The 16,538-nt window shown below is 73.3% G+C and carries 21 protein-coding genes and 2 pseudogenes; 4 read left to right on the top strand and 19 right to left on the bottom strand.

Features of this window, described 5'->3' with window-relative positions:
* The first annotated feature begins 61 nt into the window (after positions 1-61).
* Positions 62-1,723 carry a hypothetical protein gene (locus tag E2C04_RS04690; protein WP_238694421.1) on the top strand — a complete coding sequence of 554 codons (1,662 nt, stop codon included), beginning with the start codon at positions 62-64 and terminating at the stop codon, positions 1,721-1,723.
* Here the strand turns inward: E2C04_RS04690 and E2C04_RS04685 are convergent.
* Both E2C04_RS04685 and E2C04_RS04680 read right to left on the bottom strand, forming a co-directional pair.
* Positions 1,686-2,948, bottom strand: coding sequence for a CpaE/TadZ family protein (locus E2C04_RS04685; RefSeq protein ID WP_135831738.1), 1,263 nt, complete (start codon positions 2,946-2,948; stop codon positions 1,686-1,688). The genes E2C04_RS04690 and E2C04_RS04685 overlap by 38 nt on opposite strands.
* A 10-nt stretch (positions 2,949-2,958) precedes the next feature.
* Complete coding sequence (locus tag E2C04_RS04680) at positions 2,959-3,618, bottom strand: hypothetical protein (protein ID WP_135831737.1); 660 nt, start codon at positions 3,616-3,618, stop codon at positions 2,959-2,961.
* Between the two features lie 90 nt (positions 3,619-3,708).
* Between E2C04_RS04680 and E2C04_RS04675 the strand changes: the two genes are divergently transcribed.
* Entirely contained in the window at positions 3,709-3,957 is a 249-nt protein-coding gene (locus E2C04_RS04675; RefSeq protein ID WP_135831736.1) for a helix-turn-helix domain-containing protein, read from the top strand.
* 32 nt (positions 3,958-3,989) lie between these two features.
* Here E2C04_RS04675 and E2C04_RS04670 read toward each other — a convergent pair whose 3' ends face one another.
* The 3 genes from E2C04_RS04670 to sigE are packed head-to-tail and all read right to left on the bottom strand — an operon-like array spanning position 3,990 to position 6,540.
* The gene (locus E2C04_RS04670) at positions 3,990-5,444 is read right to left on the bottom strand and encodes a S1C family serine protease (RefSeq protein WP_135831735.1); all 1,455 of its coding nucleotides are present in this window, start codon (positions 5,442-5,444) and stop codon (positions 3,990-3,992) included.
* Positions 5,441-5,953, bottom strand: a complete 513-nt coding sequence (locus tag E2C04_RS04665) for a zf-HC2 domain-containing protein (protein WP_135831734.1) — start codon at positions 5,951-5,953, stop codon at positions 5,441-5,443. Before E2C04_RS04665 ends, E2C04_RS04670 begins: the two co-directional genes overlap by 4 nt.
* Positions 5,950-6,540, bottom strand: a complete 591-nt coding sequence (sigE, locus tag E2C04_RS04660) for an RNA polymerase sigma factor SigE (RefSeq protein WP_135831733.1) — start codon at positions 6,538-6,540, stop codon at positions 5,950-5,952. Before sigE ends, E2C04_RS04665 begins: the two co-directional genes overlap by 4 nt.
* A 401-nt stretch (positions 6,541-6,941) precedes the next feature.
* Between sigE and E2C04_RS04655 the strand changes: the two genes are divergently transcribed.
* A complete protein-coding gene (locus E2C04_RS04655; RefSeq protein ID WP_477529299.1) occupies positions 6,942-7,493 on the top strand; it encodes an O-methyltransferase in 552 nt (183 codons plus the stop codon).
* Positions 7,494-7,524: 31 nt separating this feature from the next.
* Here the strand turns inward: E2C04_RS04655 and E2C04_RS04650 are convergent, their stop codons facing one another.
* The 6 genes and pseudogenes from E2C04_RS04650 to E2C04_RS04640 all read right to left on the bottom strand — a co-directional run bounded on the left by E2C04_RS04650 (position 7,525) and on the right by E2C04_RS04640 (position 9,594).
* Positions 7,525-7,863: a hypothetical protein gene (locus tag E2C04_RS04650; protein WP_135831731.1), complete on the bottom strand. Its 339-nt coding sequence runs from the start codon at positions 7,861-7,863 to the stop codon at positions 7,525-7,527.
* Positions 7,860-8,570: a leucyl aminopeptidase family protein gene (locus E2C04_RS19270; protein ID WP_275106574.1), complete on the bottom strand. Its 711-nt coding sequence runs from the start codon at positions 8,568-8,570 to the stop codon at positions 7,860-7,862. The genes E2C04_RS04650 and E2C04_RS19270 overlap by 4 nt, the downstream gene beginning before the upstream one ends.
* Positions 8,571-8,697: 127 nt before the next feature.
* Positions 8,698-8,841: pseudogene (locus E2C04_RS20715) on the bottom strand (hypothetical protein); the annotation flags it as partial.
* On the bottom strand, positions 8,814-8,939 hold the full coding sequence (locus E2C04_RS20710; RefSeq protein ID WP_275106596.1) for a hypothetical protein: 126 nt from the start codon (positions 8,937-8,939) through the stop codon (positions 8,814-8,816). The gene E2C04_RS20710 and the pseudogene E2C04_RS20715, both read right to left, overlap by 28 nt.
* Positions 8,940-9,088: 149 nt before the next feature.
* A pseudogene (locus tag E2C04_RS19265) lies at positions 9,089-9,424 on the bottom strand (leucyl aminopeptidase); the annotation flags it as partial.
* Between the two features lie 2 nt (positions 9,425-9,426).
* Complete coding sequence (locus tag E2C04_RS04640; RefSeq protein ID WP_121138412.1) at positions 9,427-9,594, bottom strand: DUF3117 domain-containing protein; 168 nt, start codon at positions 9,592-9,594, stop codon at positions 9,427-9,429.
* 156 nt (positions 9,595-9,750) lie between these two features.
* On the opposite strand from E2C04_RS04640, the gene E2C04_RS04635 reads away from it, so the two are divergent.
* Entirely contained in the window at positions 9,751-10,530 is a 780-nt protein-coding gene (locus E2C04_RS04635) for a PaaX family transcriptional regulator (protein ID WP_135831730.1), read from the top strand.
* Between the two features lie 29 nt (positions 10,531-10,559).
* Here E2C04_RS04635 and E2C04_RS04630 read toward each other — a convergent pair whose 3' ends face one another.
* The 8 genes from E2C04_RS04630 to E2C04_RS04595 all read right to left on the bottom strand — a co-directional run bounded on the left by E2C04_RS04630 (position 10,560) and on the right by E2C04_RS04595 (position 16,535).
* Positions 10,560-10,982 carry a hypothetical protein gene (locus tag E2C04_RS04630; protein ID WP_135831729.1) on the bottom strand — a complete coding sequence of 141 codons (423 nt, stop codon included), beginning with the start codon at positions 10,980-10,982 and terminating at the stop codon, positions 10,560-10,562.
* Positions 10,983-11,055: 73 nt separating this feature from the next.
* Positions 11,056-11,319: a DivIVA domain-containing protein gene (locus E2C04_RS04625; protein ID WP_135831728.1), complete on the bottom strand. Its 264-nt coding sequence runs from the start codon at positions 11,317-11,319 to the stop codon at positions 11,056-11,058.
* A 29-nt stretch (positions 11,320-11,348) separates the two neighbouring features.
* Positions 11,349-12,110 carry an LOG family protein gene (locus tag E2C04_RS04620; protein WP_135831727.1) on the bottom strand — a complete coding sequence of 254 codons (762 nt, stop codon included), beginning with the start codon at positions 12,108-12,110 and terminating at the stop codon, positions 11,349-11,351.
* Positions 12,107-13,189, bottom strand: a complete 1,083-nt coding sequence (gene dapE / locus E2C04_RS04615; protein WP_135831726.1) for a succinyl-diaminopimelate desuccinylase — start codon at positions 13,187-13,189, stop codon at positions 12,107-12,109. Before dapE ends, E2C04_RS04620 begins: the two co-directional genes overlap by 4 nt.
* A gap of 143 nt (positions 13,190-13,332) precedes the next feature.
* On the bottom strand, positions 13,333-14,547 hold the full coding sequence (locus E2C04_RS04610; RefSeq protein ID WP_135831725.1) for a hypothetical protein: 1,215 nt from the start codon (positions 14,545-14,547) through the stop codon (positions 13,333-13,335).
* The gene (locus E2C04_RS04605) at positions 14,547-14,885 is read right to left on the bottom strand and encodes a hypothetical protein (RefSeq protein WP_135831724.1); all 339 of its coding nucleotides are present in this window, start codon (positions 14,883-14,885) and stop codon (positions 14,547-14,549) included. The genes E2C04_RS04610 and E2C04_RS04605 overlap by 1 nt, the downstream gene beginning before the upstream one ends.
* A gap of 112 nt (positions 14,886-14,997) precedes the next feature.
* A complete protein-coding gene (locus E2C04_RS04600; protein WP_135831723.1) occupies positions 14,998-15,270 on the bottom strand; it encodes a hypothetical protein in 273 nt (90 codons plus the stop codon).
* Positions 15,267-16,535 (bottom strand): hypothetical protein, encoded by a 1,269-nt coding sequence (locus E2C04_RS04595; RefSeq protein ID WP_135831722.1) that lies wholly within the window; start codon positions 16,533-16,535, stop codon positions 15,267-15,269. Before E2C04_RS04595 ends, E2C04_RS04600 begins: the two co-directional genes overlap by 4 nt.
* Positions 16,536-16,538 lie beyond the last annotated feature (3 nt).

Genomic DNA, 16,538 nt, shown 5'->3' with positions numbered 1-16,538 from the left:
CGACCGGAGGAGAAACACCCAGATGTCTGCCCGCGTGGCTGGATCCCGATCGACCCCCCGAGTGGCTGCCCTGGCCCTGGCCGCGGCGCTGGCGCTGACCGGCTGCTCCGAGGACGAGCCGACCGACTCCCCGGCGCCGGAGAAGATCTCCATCACGATCACCGACGACGAGGTCTCCCCGCTCGGTGAGCGGGTCGAGGTCCCGGCCGGTGAGCCCTTCACCGTCGAGATCACCGCCGACCGTGCCGGTGAGATGCACGTGCACTCCAACCCCGAGCAGGAGTGGGCGTTCGAGGAGGGCACCACCACGATCGAGGCCACGCTGGACCAGCCCGGGTCGCCGAGGTCGAGCTGCACGACCCCGACGTGGTCGTGCTCCAGCTCGAAGTCCGCTGACGTGGACGGCACCTACTCCGCCCACGGCCTGGGCGGCGCCAAGGACCTGCCCATCCCGGCGGAGTTCGCGGTCGTCGGCGCCGTCGCCGCGCTGGTCGTCTCCTTCGTCGTCCTGGCCATCGCCTGGCGCAACCCGCGCTTCGAGTCGATGGAGCGCTCGCGGCCCCTGCCGCAGCTCCAGGCCGTCGTGGAGTCCACGGCCGCGCGGGTGGCCATGGCCGTCGTCGGCCTCCTCGCCTCCGCCTACCTCGGGCTGACCCTGGTCGCCGGTCAGGACCTGGAGACCAACCCGGCCTTCGGCATGGTCTACGTGCTGCTCTGGGTCGGAATCGTCCCGGCCAGCCTCGTCCTCGGTCCGGTGTGGAAGGCGTTCAGCCCCTTCCGCGCGGTCAACGCGGTGCTCTCCCGCTTGCTGCGGGTCGACCCCGAGACCGGCCTGTACGCCTTCCCCGAGCGGCTCGGCCTGTGGCTCGCCGCCGCGGGTCTCTACGCCTTCGTCTGGCTCGAGCTCGTCTCCCCCTCCCAGACCGCGCTCGGCACGCTGCGGCTGTGGATCACCGTCTACGCCGTCGCCATGGTGCTCGGCGCGCTCCTCTTCGGCAACCGCTTCCTGGCCGCCGCGGACCCCTTCGAGGTCTACTCCTCGCTGCTGGCCAGGCTGTCGGTGTGGGGACGTCGCGCCGACGGCCGGCTGGTGCTGGTCTCCCCCCTGCGCAACCTCGCCTCCACGCCCCCCAGCCCGGGGCTGCCCGCGGTGATGGCGGTCCTGCTGGGCAGCACCGCCTACGACTCCTTCCGGGAGTCACCGCCGTGGGTGAAGTTCCTCCAGACCAACGAGATCGACCAGACGCTGCTCAACAACCTCGCGCTGGCCGGCTTCGTCCTGCTCGCCGGGGCGATCCTCACGCTCGGCACGATGGCGACCGGCCTGGCGCCGGGCGCGCGCCGCCTCGACCTGCCGCGTCGCTACGCGCACTCGATGACGCCGCCGATCGTGGTGGGCTACATGGTCGCCCACTACTTCTCCTACCTGGTCGTGCTCGGCCAGACCACGGTCATCCAGATGAGCGACCCACTGTCGCGCGGCGACGACTGGTTCGGCACCGGCGGGTGGGCGGTCAACCACTCCATCGCCTACCAGGCCACGGCGCTGGCGGTGATGAAGGTCGTCGCGGTGGTCACCGGCCACGTGCTGGGTGCGGTCGCCTCGCACGACCGGGCCATGACGCTGCTGCCCAAGGAGCACCAGGTGCGTGGTCAGCTCTCGCTGCTCGTCGCGATGGTGGCCTTCACCGCTGGCGGACTGTTCCTGCTGTTCGCCTCCTGAGCCGCGGCCACCCGGCCCCGCGCGGCTGCGCGCGGTAGGTGTCGGGGTGCAGGGCGTCGACGAGCTCGCGTACGCCGCCGGCCAACGCACTCCCCTCCTCGTGCGCCACGCTGCGGGCCGCGACGAGCGCACGGTCGACGGCCTGCCGGTCGTCGGGCAGGAAGTGCAGCGAGGAGACCGAGGCGAAGCCCTCGACCATGGCGGCGACGTCGGCGCGCGACCAGCCCAGCGAGGGGCGCATCCGGTTGACGACGACCCGGACCGGGGTGTCGCTCCAGCCCTCCCGCAGCTGCACCAGGCCACGCGCGAGGCGGGCCAGGCCGACCGGGTCGGCCGCCCCCACGACGACCACCTCGTCGGCCGACTCGAGCGCCTCCAGGGTGAGCCCGGCGACCCCGTCACGCAGACCGTGGGGCGCCAGCAGGTCGGCGCCGGTGTCGACGACCACGTCGCACGTGAGCGCCAGCTCGGTGAGGATCTCGCCGAGGACGCCGTCGCGCAGCTCGACCTGGCGCTCGGGCCGCGGGAGCCCGGTGAGCAGGGCCAGGTGGTCGTCGACCCCGCGGGCTGCGGCGGCGAGCCGCTCGGCCTGCACGGGCGAGGCGGTGCGGGCGGCCGAGAGCAGCCCCGAGACCTGGTCCTGCACGCCCAGGTGCTGCGCGACGCTCGCGTGGGGGTCGGCGTCGACCAGCACGGTGGCCCGCGACCGGCGGGCGAGCTCGCTGGCGATCGCCGTGGCCACCGTGGTGCGCCCGGGTGCCCCGACCGGACCCCAGACGACGGTGACCCGACCGGGCTCGGCGGGTCGCGGCGCGCCCCCGGCGTCACCCGCACCAGGGGCGTCGGCCAGCGGCGTACGCGGGGCCGGCACGGCCGCCTCGTGGTCGGCCAGCGCGAGCAGCGCCCCCGGCAACGAGGTCAGGTCGGTCTCCGGCACCGCGGCCAGGACCCCCACCCGGGCCAGGCGAGCCTCGGCGTCCTCGCGCAGGTGGGTCCCGGTGACCGCGACGACGCCGACACCGTGGCGACGCAGCGCCTGCACCGTCGAGCCGTCCAGGCCCGGGGCGTCGGAGGAGACCACCGCGACGTCGGCCTGCTGGGTGGCTGCGCTGGCGAGCAGGTCGTCGACGTCGACGCACCGCTTCAGCACGACGATGCCTGAGGCCTCCCGCAGCCGGTCCAGCGCGTCGGACTCCCACGCGGCTCCCGAGGCCAGGACCAGCACGCAGCGCACGTCAGCCCCGACCGACGATCATGAGGCGACCGGTCCCGCTGGCGGTGAGCACCTCGGCCAGGACCGTGCCGTCGTCCGGCACCGCGAGCACCACCTGGCGCTCCCCTCCTGCGCCGACGAGCTCGGCGGAGGCCTCCGGTGCCGCCAGGACCACGACGTCTCGCACGGCCAGGCTCGCCCGCCCGCGGTCGCCGGAGCCCTGCGGCGCGACCCACAGGTCGACGCGGCTCCCGGCCTCGACGTCGGGCGGCAGCTGGCTGCCCGGCACCGACACCGAGACGCGGGACGTGTCGGGGTCGCCCTCCCCCAGGCCGGCACGCGGGAGCAGCTCGCCGGCGGAGACCGGGCGTACGAGGTGGCGCTGCGCCGGCAGCGTGTCGTCGACGGTGAAGTAGCGCTGCGCCTCGGAGGCCTGCTCGAAGCGGACGCGGGTCGTGACCAGGTCGGCCGGGGTGACCACGTCTCCGGGTGCCATGTCGGCACGCAACGTCCACATGGCGACGCTGTCGTCGGCCGACCCCACGACCTTGGCGCCGACCACGACGGAGCAGAGCATCAGCGCGATGCCCGTCCACAGCCGCGGGTCGCGCCATCCCGGCGACGAGCCGCGCACGGCTGGCTTGATCTCTGACTTCCCGAGCCCCATGTTCACGAGCCACATCTTGGCGGGTCTCGCTGTTTGCGACAGGCGTTGTCCACAGCGGACGGATTCAGCCCTTGTGGTTGCGCGATTCAGTGGCACGATGGAGTAATGAGCGGCACACCCCGATTCCTCACGTTGGCCGATGTGGCGGAAGTCCTCAACACCTCCAGCGCCCAGGTGTACGCACTCGTCCGGCGCGGTGAGCTGCCTGCGATCAAGATCGGTGGGCGCGGCCAGTGGCGCGTCGAGGCCAGCCAGCTCGAGTCGTTCATCGAGAAGATGTACACCGAGACCAAGGCCTTCGTCGACGACCATCCCTTCGTGGAGGCCGACGCCGGGCGTGGCCAGGAGGTCTGACCCTCCGAGCCCCTGCTCCGGGCGAGGGGGCGTCAGCCCACCTCTGAGCCCAGGGTGATCCGGAGGGTGCGCTCCTTGCCGTCGCGGCGCACGGTGAACTCCACCTCGTCGCCGGGCTGGAAGGTGCGGATCCGCACGATCAGCGCGATGCCGTCGGTCACGCGTACGCCGTCGACGGCGAGCACGAGGTCGTCGTCCTCGAGGCCCGCGCTCTGGGCGGGCGAGTTGGCCAGCACCTCGTCGATGACGGCGCCGTTGCCCTTCTGCGCGTCGCTGGTGTCGACCCGTGCCCCGATCACCGGGTAGCGCGCCTCGCCGGTCCGCAGGATCTGGTCGGCGGTCACCTTGACCTGCTCGATCGGGATGGCGAAGCCGACGCCGATGTTGCCGGCCTCGGCGAGCACGCCGCCGGTGGTGGCGATGGCGGTGTTGACGCCGACGACCCGACCCTGGAGGTCGACCAGCGGGCCACCCGAGTTGCCGGGGTTGATGGCGGCATCGGTCTGGACGGCGTTGATGAAGGACGACTCGTCCGACGAGGAGCCGGTGGTGACCGGACGGTTCTTGGCGCTCACGATGCCGGCCGTGACGGTCTGGCTCAGGCCGAGCGGCGCGCCGAAGGCGACGACGCCGTCGCCGACCAGCAGGTCGTCGGAGGCACCGAGGCTGGCGGGGCGCAGCTCCTTGGCGCCGGCCACCTTGAGCACGGCCAGGTCGTAGACGCGGCTGCGCCCGATGACCTCGGCGTCGTAGACGCGGCCGTTGGCGGCGACCACCTCGACGGTGCCGCCGTCGGCGGCCCCGGTCACGACGTGGTTGTTGGTGACCACGTGGCCGGCCCGGTCGAGCACGAAGCCGGAGCCGGTGCCCGCGGCGCCGTTGCCGGAGGCGAGCACCTGCACGGTGCTGGGGAGCAGCTCGTCGGCGACCGCGGCGATCGACTGGTTGTCCTTCGCCAGTGGCGGCGCGGTGCGGGTGCCCGACGACCCGAGGCCGAGGCTGGAGGTGTCGATGCGGTCCTGGATGCCGGCGCCCAGCACGCCACCGAGCAGACCCAGGACCAGCGAGGTCGCCGCGATGGCGGGCCACGTCCAGGCAGGGACGGCGGGCCGCTTCGCGTGGGTGCCCACCGGCGCCCCGGGTGAGGGCGGGGCAGGGGCCGGCGGCGTGGCGGGCGGGAAGAACGGCGGAGCCTGGTGCGCGGCGTACTGCCCGGCCGGGACCGGCGGGAGCGGGCGCGTCACCTCGGTCGGCTGCTCCCGGACGGGCGCCTGCGCCTCGACGGGCTCAGCGGCGGGCTCAGCGGCGGGCTCAGCGGCGGGCCCAACACTTGGCTCTGAGGCTCGCTCGGAGGCGGGCTCGGCACCCAGCTCGGAGCCGTGCTCGGCACTCAGCTCGGAGACGGGCTCCTCGGCCCGCGGGGGTTCCGCAGGCTGGTCCGACGACGGGGAGGAGGGCTCGTGGGAGGCGGTGGGGTCCTGGCTCACGGGGCCATTGTGTCGCGAAGCACGTAGGGGCGCACGGTGGCCGTCGCAGCGGGCGTGGTCGCAGGGCGTACGACCGAGGTCGTCGTGGGCGGCACGATGCTGGTCGTCGGCGCCCTGCGGTCGAGCGAGGGGGCGTTGGCCGGAGCCGCGCCGAGAGCCACCACACCGAGCACCGCCATGCCGATCGCGCTGCTGCCGAGCGCCACCAGGTGGCGGGGGCGCACGGACTGCGAGACCGGCACCTCGGGCAGCTCGTCGGGGTAGGTCGCCCCGGCGGCCGCGAAGTGGGGGCTCAGCAGGCTCTCGCGCAGCGCCACGGAGAAGCCGCGCGACGCGCTCGGGCAGGGGCCGATCTGGGAGAGCTGGGTCTTGACCCAGCCCTCACGCTCGACGGCGTCACGGCACGGGTGGCAGGTGTGCACGTGCTCCCAGGCCCGCTCCTCCTCCGCCGGGGAGAGGCACCCGTCGAGCAGGGCGCTGACCTTGGTGCCGAGGTGGCCGCCGATCACTGGGCCCCTCCCAGGACGCGGACGGGACCGGTCGCCGGGCCGGAGTGGCGCTGCCGCCCGGGGGCGGGCGCGCGGTGGGCCAGCGCCGTACGCAGCATGGCGCGGCCCCGGTGGATGCGCGAGCGCACGGTGCCGAGCTTGGCGCCCATGATCTCCGCGATCTCCTCGTACGTCAGTCCCTCGACGTCGCAGAGGACGACGGCGGCACGGAAGTCGGGCGGCAGCGTGGCCAGGGCCCGCTCGACGTCGTCGTCGAAGGTCTGCGCCGTCATCGCGGACTCGGGGTCGAGCTCGCCCGAGGCGAGGCGGCCGGCCCGCTCGTCGGAGAGCGCGTCGAAGCGGATGCGCTGCCTGCGGCGCGCCTGGTCGAGGAAGAGGTTGGTGGTGACGCGGTGCAGCCACCCCTCGAAGGTGCCGGGGGTGTAGGTGTCGAGCTTGCGGAAGACCCGGACGAAGACCTCCTGGGTGAGGTCCTCGGCGTCGTAGCGGTTGCCGGTCAGCCGGTAGGCGAGGCGGAAGACCCGGTCGGAGTGCTGCGTGACGATCTCGTCCCACGTGGGGACGGCGTCAGCCACTCCTGGCTCCATGGTCTCCTCCTGTCGGCCCGACCGGTGCGGTCGCTGCGGAAGTCCGAACACTTCGATCTCCTGTGGTGCCACTCGAGGCTAGGCCGCTGGACTGAGAAGAACCTGTGAGGCGTTGAAGAACTCCTCACCGGCCCCAACGAACGACCTGCACGTGGTGTTCCCGCGGGATCCGCACGTCGTACGCCCCACGGCTGCCGCCCGGCGGGACCCTTTCGCGATAGAGTCCACAGGCATGTCGCCACCGCGGCGACGAGCGTGCCCAGCCGCCTCGCCAGGCGGCCCCCACTGAGGAGGCCATCATCACCGCTCCGCTGAAGCCCGCGAGCTGGAACTACTCCGAGCAGTTCATCACCGAGGACGAGGTCCTGCACGCCGCCCGGGCCCGCGCGGACGAGGTGGGCGTGGTCCCGATCAGCTCGGGCACGGGTGCGGCGCTGCGCTTCCTCACCGCCGTCCTGGAGGCGCGCACGGTCGTCGAGATCGGCACGGGCACCGGCGTCTCGGGGCTGTGGATGCTCCGCGGGATGCGCCCTGACGGCGTCCTCACCACGGTCGACATCGAGGCCGAGCACCAGCGCCTCGCCAAGGAGACCTTCAGCGAGGCCGGCATCCCCTCGCAGCGCGCCCGCACGATCAGCGGCTCGGCCCTCGACGTGCTCCCCCCCCGCCTCACCGACGGCCACTACGACCTGGTCTTCTGCGACGGAGACAAGCGTGAGTACTCCGCCTACCTGGCCGAGGCCCTGCGCCTGCTGCGCCCCGGCGGCGTGGTGGCGTTCGACAACGCCCTGTGGCACGACCGGGTGGCCGACCCGTCGCAGCGCGACCCGGAGACCTCCGCGATCCGCGAGCTCAGCCGCCTCGTCGCCGAGAACGACAACCTCGTGCCGGTGCTGCTGCCCGTGGGCGACGGCCTGCTGGTGGCCAAGAAGGAGTGGGCCGGCGACGCCTGAGGCGCCCCGACCCCCTCACCCTCGGTGGCGGTCAGCCGCGGGCGGACGAGCTGAAGCCGTCCCAGCCCTCGGCGATCGCCACGACCTCGAACGGCTCGATCGACTCGGGGCCGGCCCCGACGATCTTCGACACCGGCGAGTCGTCGGCGCCCGGACGGAACCCGGCCTCGAACTCGGCGCGTGCCTCGTCGCTCACGAAGACGTAGGTCCCCTCGAACCACTCCCCCTCGCGCATGCGCCAGGTCTTGAAGCGGAGCCCGGACATGCCGGAGAAACGGGCGTGCGAGGAGTCGGCGACGTAGTCGCGCAGCTCCTGCTCGGCGCCGGAGGGCGCTTGGGCCAACGGCCAGCGGACGGACAGGCCCTTCATCGCTTCGCTCCCGCACCGGTGCCGACGCCCGCCAGGGGCGCCTCGCTGCGCAGCCACTCCAGGAGCAGGCGCGGACCGAAGCCGGTCGGTCCGGCGGTCCACTCGTGGCGCTCGGAGCCCGAGTCGCCCACCGACGCGATGTCGAGGTGGGCCCACGGCACGTCCCCGGCGAAGTGCTGCAGGAAGAGCGCCGCGGTGATCGCCCCGGCCCCTCCGGCGGCGTTGTCGCCGTCAGCGACCTTGGAGGCGATCTTCTCCTCGTAGTCGGCGACCAGGGGCATGCGCCAGACCGGCTCGCCGGCCGCGTCACCGGCGGCGCGGACCCGCTCGGCCAGGGTCTCGTCGTTGGCGAAGAAGCCACCGGTCTGCACGCCGAGCGCGACCTTCATCGCACCGGTCAGCGTGGCCACGTCGACGAGCACGTCGGGGTGGAGCTCCGCGACGGCGTACGCCATGGCGTCGGCGAGCACGAGCCGTCCCTCGGCGTCGGTGTTGTTGACCTCGGACGTACGCCCGCCGTAGTGCCGGATGACGTCGCCCGGACGCATCGCGTCACCACCGACCGCGTTCTCCGCGACGGCCAGCAGGCCGGTCACGCGCACCGGGCAGCCGACGTCGGCCAGGGCGGCCATCGTGGCGAGCACGACGGCGGCACCGGTCATGTCGCGTTTCATGTTGACCATGCCCTCGGCCGGCTTGATGCTCAGGCCGCCGGTGTCGAAGGTGATGCCCTTGCCGACCAGACACGAGGTGCGGGAGCTCCTCGTGGGCGTCGGTGACGGGCGAGTACTCCAGCTGCACGAGCCGCGGGGGCGTGGCGCTCGCGCGCCCGACGGCCAGCAGGCCGCCGAAGCCCTCCTCGGCCAGGTCGGCCTCGTCCCACACCTTGACCTCGAGGCCGGCCGCCCCGGCCACCTCGACGGCCTGGTCGGCGAGCCACGCGGGGTTCTTCACGCTGGACGGGACCGTCGCGAGCATCCGTAGCGCCACCCGGCGCCACCGATGGCGAGGGCGGCGGCCAGTGCCGGCCGCAGGGGCTCGGCCTCGGCGACACCGGCCAGCACCACCTGGCGCACGGGGCGCTCCTTGGGGCCCTCCGAGCGCCAGTGGAACCCGAAGGAGCCCGCATCACGCCGACCACGAAGGCCTCGAAGCCACGGTCGTCGGCGATGGCGCTGATGCTGCTGGCCACGCTCGCGCGGTCCTTGACCGCACGGGCCAACGCGGCGCCGGCGCGCCGGAAGTCGGTGGCGCTCTGCCCACCGACGCCGACGAGCAGGACCAGCGTCAGGTCACCGTCCAGGACGGGGACGCGCGTCACCTCTCCGGTGCGCCCGGTCGCCTTCAGGCTCTCCAGGACGCCGAGGAGGTCGATCCCCAGCGCCTCGGCGGCCTCGTCCGCGCCCGGTCCGAGCGTGACCGAGGAGTCCTCGCCGTCCGCCGGCAGGACCGGCAGGGCGAGGACCTCGACACCGCTGATCTCGTGCGGCCGGGTCGCGCTCAGCGCGAACTCGGGCGGCGAGACCTGCGCCGGGAGCGCGGGGGTCAGGTGCGTGACCACAATCAGCCGACGACGTCCTTGAGGGCGTCACCGAGGGCTGCTGCCTCTTCGGCGTTGAGCTCGACGACAAGACGTCCCCCACCTTCGAGCGGGACGCGCATCACGATGCCGCGTCCTTCCTTGGTGACCTCCAACGGTCCGTCGCCAGTCCTCGGCTTCATGGCCGCCATGAGCGCACCTCTGCTTCCTGTTGTTGCGCGGCCGGGTCGCCGCAGGGAAATGCCGTGGGCCCATTATCCCCTATGAGTCGAGTGACCCGCACCACAGGGCACGTGATCCCTCCCCGACCCCAGCGCGACGACCCGTTTGCTGCGAGACTGCGGGCCATGCACGCCCGCTCCGCGATCTTCGACGTGTACGGCGACCTGCTGCCGGAGCACGGACGACGTACGACCGTCGCGGCGCTCGTGCGCCTGCTCGCCCCGGTCGGGATCGCGGCCCCTGCGGTGCGCACCGCCGTCTCCCGGATGGTCAGCCAGGGATGGCTGGAACCGGTCACCCTCCCGAAGGGGCGCGGGTACGCCGCCACCGCACGCGCCGAGACCCGTTACGAGCAGGCGGCGGCCCGGATCTACCCCAGCCAGGAGCGCGCCTGGGACGGGACCTGGCAGCTGATCGCCGTCACTCCCCCGCCCGGGCGCGCTGCCCGCGGACGGCTCGCCCGCGAGCTCGGCTGGCTCGGCCACGCCGAGCTGCGCAGCGACGTGTGGGTCAGCCCGTGGAGCAGCGCGGAGCTCGACGACGTGCTGCAGCGATGCGACGCCAGCGCCGTGGTCGCGACCGTGAGCAGCTTCCGGCCGGCGAGTGCGCCGTTGGCGGCCTGGGACCTCGAGACGCTGCGCCAGTCCTACGTCGACTGGCTCGAGCACGTGGCGGCAAAGGTCGAGAGCCACCTCTCCACGCACGCCGACGAGGACGAGGCGGCCTTCGCCGCCCGCTTCCACCTCGTGCACGAGTGGCGGATGTTCCTCTTCTCCGACCCCGGGCTGCCGGCCGAGCTGCTGCCCGAGGACTGGCCCGGGCACGAGGCGGCGGCCTACTTCACCGCCGAGGCCGACCGGCTGCGCGAGGGCGCGGCGAGGTTCGTGGCCCGCGCGCTCGGCTGACGGGCCCGACGGGCGAGCCGGCTGAGGGCTCAGACCGTGCCGGTGGCGAAGGCCCAGGTGAAGACCAGCACGCCGAGCAGCAGCCCGGCGTGGGCCAGCAGCGACAGGCCCGGCCCCTCGGCCCACTCGTCCTCGGAGAGCGAGCTGGTGTGCCGCCCGCGCGAGGGCAGCCACCGCAGCAGGAGGCCCAGGCCGGCGAAGACGGTGACCCACCACAGGCCCAGCCCCGCGACCCCGACCAGGTCGCCGCCCAGCGTGCTGGACGGCGGGAAGACGAGGAAGAGCGTCCAGACCACCACGGCCACCAGGCCGACGCTGGTGTGCACGGTCAGGATGGTGCGGCTGACCGGCTTGGTGCCGTCGTCGAGCTCCTTGCCCAGGCGCACGCGCGTCAGCACCACGACGACGGCGCCGAGGAAGCTGAGGACCCAGACGATGATTTCAGGTGACACAGGGCGCACTATGCACCACGCAGCGCCGGACGCGCCACGCCCAGGTCACCCCCACGTCAGCCCCGGGCCACCGTCAGGGTGCCTCGGTGCGCCTCGCGTCGCGCTGCTCCCACTCGGCGGCGAGCCGGTCGAGCAGGGCGTCGACCTCGTCCATCCGGTAGCCACGGACGGCGAGCGAGAAACGTACGTCGCGCAGGTCGCGGGGCTCCAGCGGCGCGTCGGGCGGCGTGGCGCCCAGGCGCGTCTCGACGGGCGGGAGGAAGCCCACCCGGCCGGCGGCGACGGTGGCGACGACCCCCAGCACCAGCCCCACCAGGATGGCGAAGACCCACATCATCGACTGCTCCCCCTGCTCATCGGTTCTGCTCAGTCCCACTGCCCGCGGCGCTCGACCGGGCGGGCGGCCCGCTCGGCGCGGGCCTGCTTCATGATCTCGACCGCCTCGTCGACGTCGTCGGTGACGCGGAAGTGGTCCAGGTCGCTGGGGCTGATCATGCCGCGCGCCAGCACCGTGTCACGGATCCAGTCCACGAGCCCGGACCAGTACTCGCTGCCGAAGAGCACGATCGGGAACGAGGTGATCTTGCCGGTCTGGACCAGCGTGATCGCCTCGAAGAGCTCGTCGAGGGTGCCGACGCCCCCGGGCAGCACGACGTAGCCCTGGGAGTACTTGATGAACATCGTCTTGCGGGCGAAGAAGTAGCGGAAGTTGATCCCCTTGTCGACCCACGGGTTGAGCCCTGCCTCGAAGGGCAGCTCGATGCCCAGGCCGACGGAGACACCGCCCGCCTCACTGGCTCCCTTGTTGGCCGCCTCCATGGCGCCGGGACCACCGCCGGTGATGACCGCGAAGCCGGCCTCGACGAGCTTGCGGCCGATCTCCTCGCCGCGGGCGAAGTCGCCGTGGTCCTGGGGCGTGCGGGCCGATCCGAAGACCGAGATCGCGGGGCCGAGGTCCGACAGGGAGCCGAAGCCCTCGATGAACTCAGCCTGGATGCGCATCACACGCCAAGGGTCGGTGTGCACCCAGTCCGACGGTCCGCGCGAGTCGAGCAGGCGCTGGTCATGGGTGACGTAGTCGACCTGGCTGCGACGCAGCCGCATCGGGCCGCGGAACTTGTCCATCATGCGGGGGCCACCTCTCCTGCATCCGTCAGCCAGGCCCTCAGCGTGGCCTCGCACGAGACGATCTCCTCGATCCGCACGTGCTCGTCCTGCTTGTGGGCGTACATGGGGTCACCCGGACCGTAGTTCACCGCGGGCACCCCGAGCGTGGTGAAACGCGCGACGTCGGTCCATCCGAACTTCGGGTTCACCTCGCCGCCGACCGCGGCGACGAAGGCCCGGGCGGCCGGACGGTCGAGGCCCGGCAGCGCGCCGGGCGCAAGGTCGGTCACCTCGACCTCGAAGCCGGAGAAGAAGTCGCGGACGTACGCCTCCGCCTCCTGCTCGCTGCGGTCGGGGGCGAAACGGAAGTTGACGGTCACCACGCACTCGTCGGGGATGACGTTGCCGGCGACGCCGCCACTGATCGCGACCGCGTTGAGGCCCTCGTGGTACTCGAGGCCGTCGATCACGGGACGACGGGCCTCGTACGCCCGGAGCCGGTCGAGGACCTCGCCGGCGCCGTGGATCGCGTTGACGCCGCGCCAGCTGCGCGCCGAGTGGGCGCGCTCGCCCCGCGTACGCACCTCCGCCCGCAGGGTGCCCTGGCAGCCGGCCTCGACGCCGGCGTTGGAGGGCTCCATCAGGATCGCGAAGTCAGCGGCCAGCAGCTCCGGCTCCGACTCGGCGAGCTTGCGCAGGCCGTTGTGGATGCTGGCGACCTCCTCGGCGTCGTACAGCACCAGGGTCAGGTCGCGGTTGGGCTCGGTGACCGTGGCGGCGAGCTTGAGGATGACGGCGTCACCGCCCTTCATGTCGCAGGTGCCGAGGCCGTGCAGGATCTCGCCGTCGCGCCGAGCCGGCATGTTGTCGTTGACCGGGACGGTGTCGAGGTGGCCGGCGATGACGACGCGCTCGGCACGCCCGAGCTGGGTGCGCGCGACGAGCGTGTGGCCGCGCCGCTCCACCGTGAGGTGCGGCAGTGCGCGCAACGCCACCTCCACGGCGTCGGCGATCTCCGCCTCCTGGTGGCTGACCGAGGGGATGTTGACCAGCTGCTCGGTCAGGGTGACGACGTCGGTGCTCAGGTCGAGGGAGGCCATGACCTCATCCAATCAGGCGACCCCGCACGCGGCGTGCACGTGTCACGTCAGTCGTGCCGCCAACCGGGTCGCGTTCATGTGGGCGATCACGCTCGCCACGGTCGCCCTCGGCCGTCACCACGCGGGTCGAAGGCCCGAGGGGGCTACCTCGGTCGTCGCCCCTGGCGCGAGCGCAGCGCGCCGAGGAGGTCGGGGTCCAGGGCGCCGTAACCGGTCCGGCTCCACGCACCGATGTCGAGGCGGAAGTAGTGCACGGTCGATCCCTGCGCGACGAAGTCCAGGACGTCGTCAGGCTCACGGTCCTGCTCCACTCGCACGGCACAGGCCTCGCACGCCGGGACCTCCACCGACCTGTCGTCGCCGTGCCAGGTCACCCTGCGGACGGGACCGTCGTGGAGGGGGTTGAAGAAGCAGGGGGTGGGCGGGTGCCACGTCAAGGTCGTTGCGGCACCAGCCCCTGCACCGTCCGGGGCGCCGGGAAGGGCAGCCGCCCGCGCCGCGTCGCCACGGCGCGCCAGGACCAGGGCCCCGACGACGTCGGCCGGTGACCCCGCCCGCGCCAGGACGGACCGGGCGGCGTCGTAGTGGTCGAGCGCCTGCTGCCACACCTCGAGCGAGCGGGCGTCCGGATCCTGGGCGCCCAGCGCCTCACCCAGCCCCAGCACCTCACGCTCGGCCCGCTCCCGCACCTGCTTGTCCTCGGCCAGGCGTACGGAGCGCAGCACGGCAGTGGGCAGCACGAATTCGTCGCCCGTGCGCCGACCACGCCGCCGGGACCACCACGCGTACCCGGCCGTCAGGACCACCGCGACGCCGGCGCCGAGCAGGACCCACTGACCGAGGGTGGCATCGCCGAGCCACTGCTGGAGCCCGCCGTCGTCGGCGGTCCACGGATACCGCTCCTCGCGCGGGATCGCTTCCCACAGCTCCCGGGCGTTGCCATCCTCGAGCAGCTGCTCGGAGCGGGCCAGGGCCTCCACGAGGTCGTCGGGGTGCTCGCGCTCGGCGATCCGTGCGACCGCGTCGGCGGACGGCTGGTCACCGTAGGTGACGACGGTGAGCTGGGGGTCGCCGTACCGCTCCCAGCCGAGGTACGTCGCGTCGCCGCCGACGCTGTCCTGCACCCAGGCGACCAGGTGGGCGGCGCGGCCGTGGAACCGGTCGTCGTCACGGGCCACGTCGACCAGCAGCATGCGCAGGTCAGCGTGGTCGGCACCCGCCACCAGCTGCTCGAGCCGTGACTCGTCCGCTGCGGAGATGCCGTGCTCACGCGCGAAGTCGGCGTCGATCCAGACGCCGTCGCCCCGCATCTCCGCCTCGATCTTGGCCAGCGTCGTGTCGTCGATCTCCCGCGCCATCACAGTCCCTTCCTCTCCTTGCGCACGCCCACCACGATCCGCAGCACCCAGAAGAGTGGCAGCACCACGAAGCAGCCGACGAGGAACGCGAAGCCGATGCCGCCGCCGACGCCTCCCCAGTCGTCCTGCTCGGCCACCGGGGTGATCGTCCTGGGCTCGGCCTCCCACGCGGTGGCGGCCTCGGCGAGGCGCACGAGGGCCGGGCCCGGCTGGCCCTTGGTGTCGACGTCGGCCAGGAAGGGGTCCTCGTGGCCGATCGAGTAGACCTCGTCGGTCCCGTCGTCGAAGATCGCGACGTAGTGCCCCGGCTCGCCCACGGCACCGGCCCACATCGCCACCGCACCGGAGTGGGTGTAGCCACTGTCGCGGTCGCCGGCCGGCAGCAGGGCGACGCGGACCGGGACGGACGTGGTGGCCAGGACCGCTCCGCCCGCGCCTCGTCCGCGGCACTCACCCGCGGGCCAGCCGTTCGGCGACCACCACCGTTCCGTCCTGCGCGAGCAGCTCGCGCACCACGTCGTTCGGCGGCGGGAACTGCTCCTCGCGCTCGAAGACCTCCACCCGCTGGGCCCACTCCCGGGCTTCGCGCTCCTCCTGGACCTCCTGGACCGCGGGCACCATGAAGACGGTCGTCGCGACACCCGCGGCGGCACCGATCACCCACCCGTGGCGGCGCCACCAGACCTGCTGGGTCGCAGGCCTGCGCCCGGACGCGGCGCTCACCGGCGGGCCTCACGATCGCTCAGCACGTCACGCGCCAACGTGTCGGTCACCGCCCCGAACCCGGTGCGCGCCCACACGTCGTCGCGCTTCCAGTACGCCTGTGCGCCCCGCCGACCGGGCAGGCGCAACGGCTGCGGACGGCGGCCTGCCTCCACCACGCGGCTGCACTCGCCACAGCACGGCACGTCGACACGCCCCTGTCCGAGGCGCCACCCCACGGTGTGCCCCGCGTCGCCGTGCCGCGGGTCGAAGAAGCAGGGGCGGTACGCCGCGTCCTCGCCCTGCGCCCGTCGCAGGTCGACGCTGCCGGTCCGGGCCAACGCCTGCGCCCCGAGGAGGTCGCCCACGTCGTCGGAGTCGAGCAGCATCTCGGCGGCGACACGTGCGGCGTCCGCACGGTCGGCCCACTCCCGGTCCACCACCGTCCAGTCGACCGCGGCCAGCTCCTCGGCCAGGGCGCCCACCAGCTGGCGTGCCTTCCTCCGCGCCGCCTCCGGCGCGGGAGTCGTCGGCTCCGGAACGGCGGCAGGGCTCCTGCCCTGCCGCCTCTTCGCACCACGCGGCGAGGGCCAGCCCCGCAAGGACTGGCCGAGCAGCAGCGCGACCACCATGCCGGCGAGGAGCGAGACGAGCCAGCTGAAGCCGCGGGAGGCGGCCCGGACCTCGACGAAGTCGCCGACGTCGGGGCGCCAGTCACTGCGCGTTGCGAGGGGCACTGCCACCTCGACCAGGCGGTCGACCTCGTCGTCGGTGAGGGTGGGGGGATACACGTCGCCGTCGCTGTCCTTGGCCTCGGCCACGAGCTCCTCGACCTGTTGCGCCCACGCCTCGGCCAGCACGACCGACGGCAGCGGGGCCCCGTGCCCGATCTCGTCGACGACCGCCTCCTCCAGCCCGGCCCGGAGGAGCTCCTGGTCGGCGCTGGCGCTCAGCGACAGGAGCGACGGGTCTGCCCCCAACCCGAAGGAGACGACCTGGGCGATGCCCTCGGGGCTGTCCACGACGAAGAGGGCCTGCTCGTCGCCCAGCCGCCGGTGCAGCAGGCCGGCGAGCGACTCGTTGACGTCCACACCGGCCCCCGCGACGCCGCGGGTGTCCGCGACCAGCGCCACGTACACCGGGAAGGGTGTCTCCCGGACGAGCGCCGCGATCCTGTCGTGCGCCTGCTCGGCCTCCCCGGCCCCCATCGACTGCTCGACGACCACCCCGTCGACGCGCAGGGCGTCGGCGAGGCGGTCGAGCTGTCCCCCGTCTGCGGCGATCACGCC

Source organism: Nocardioides daphniae (assembly GCF_004777465.1).
GTDB lineage: Bacteria > Actinomycetota > Actinomycetes > Propionibacteriales > Nocardioidaceae > Nocardioides > Nocardioides daphniae.
This window is presented reverse-complemented; position numbering and strand designations above follow the sequence as displayed.

What these genes read in the sequence shown, in the direction of transcription:
- E2C04_RS04675 (WP_135831736.1), top strand. Translation starts at nt 3,709, where the DNA reads ATGAGCGGCACACCCCGATTCCTCACGTTGGCCGATGTGGCGGAAGTC.
- sigE (WP_135831733.1), bottom strand. Translation starts at nt 6,540, where the DNA reads ATGGAGCCAGGAGTGGCTGACGCCGTCCCCACGTGGGACGAGATCGTC.
- E2C04_RS04625 (WP_135831728.1), bottom strand. Translation starts at nt 11,319, where the DNA reads ATGATGTGGGTCTTCGCCATCCTGGTGGGGCTGGTGCTGGGGGTCGTC.
- E2C04_RS04635 (WP_135831730.1), top strand. Translation starts at nt 9,751, where the DNA reads ATGCACGCCCGCTCCGCGATCTTCGACGTGTACGGCGACCTGCTGCCG.
- E2C04_RS04640 (WP_121138412.1), bottom strand. Translation starts at nt 9,594, where the DNA reads ATGGCGGCCATGAAGCCGAGGACTGGCGACGGACCGTTGGAGGTCACC.
- E2C04_RS04620 (WP_135831727.1), bottom strand. Translation starts at nt 12,110, where the DNA reads ATGATGGACAAGTTCCGCGGCCCGATGCGGCTGCGTCGCAGCCAGGTC.
- E2C04_RS04610 (WP_135831725.1), bottom strand. Translation starts at nt 14,547, where the DNA reads ATGGCGCGGGAGATCGACGACACGACGCTGGCCAAGATCGAGGCGGAG.
- dapE (WP_135831726.1), bottom strand. Translation starts at nt 13,189, where the DNA reads ATGGCCTCCCTCGACCTGAGCACCGACGTCGTCACCCTGACCGAGCAG.
- E2C04_RS04680 (WP_135831737.1), bottom strand. Translation starts at nt 3,618, where the DNA reads ATGTGGCTCGTGAACATGGGGCTCGGGAAGTCAGAGATCAAGCCAGCC.
- E2C04_RS04650 (WP_135831731.1), bottom strand. Translation starts at nt 7,863, where the DNA reads ATGAAGGGCCTGTCCGTCCGCTGGCCGTTGGCCCAAGCGCCCTCCGGC.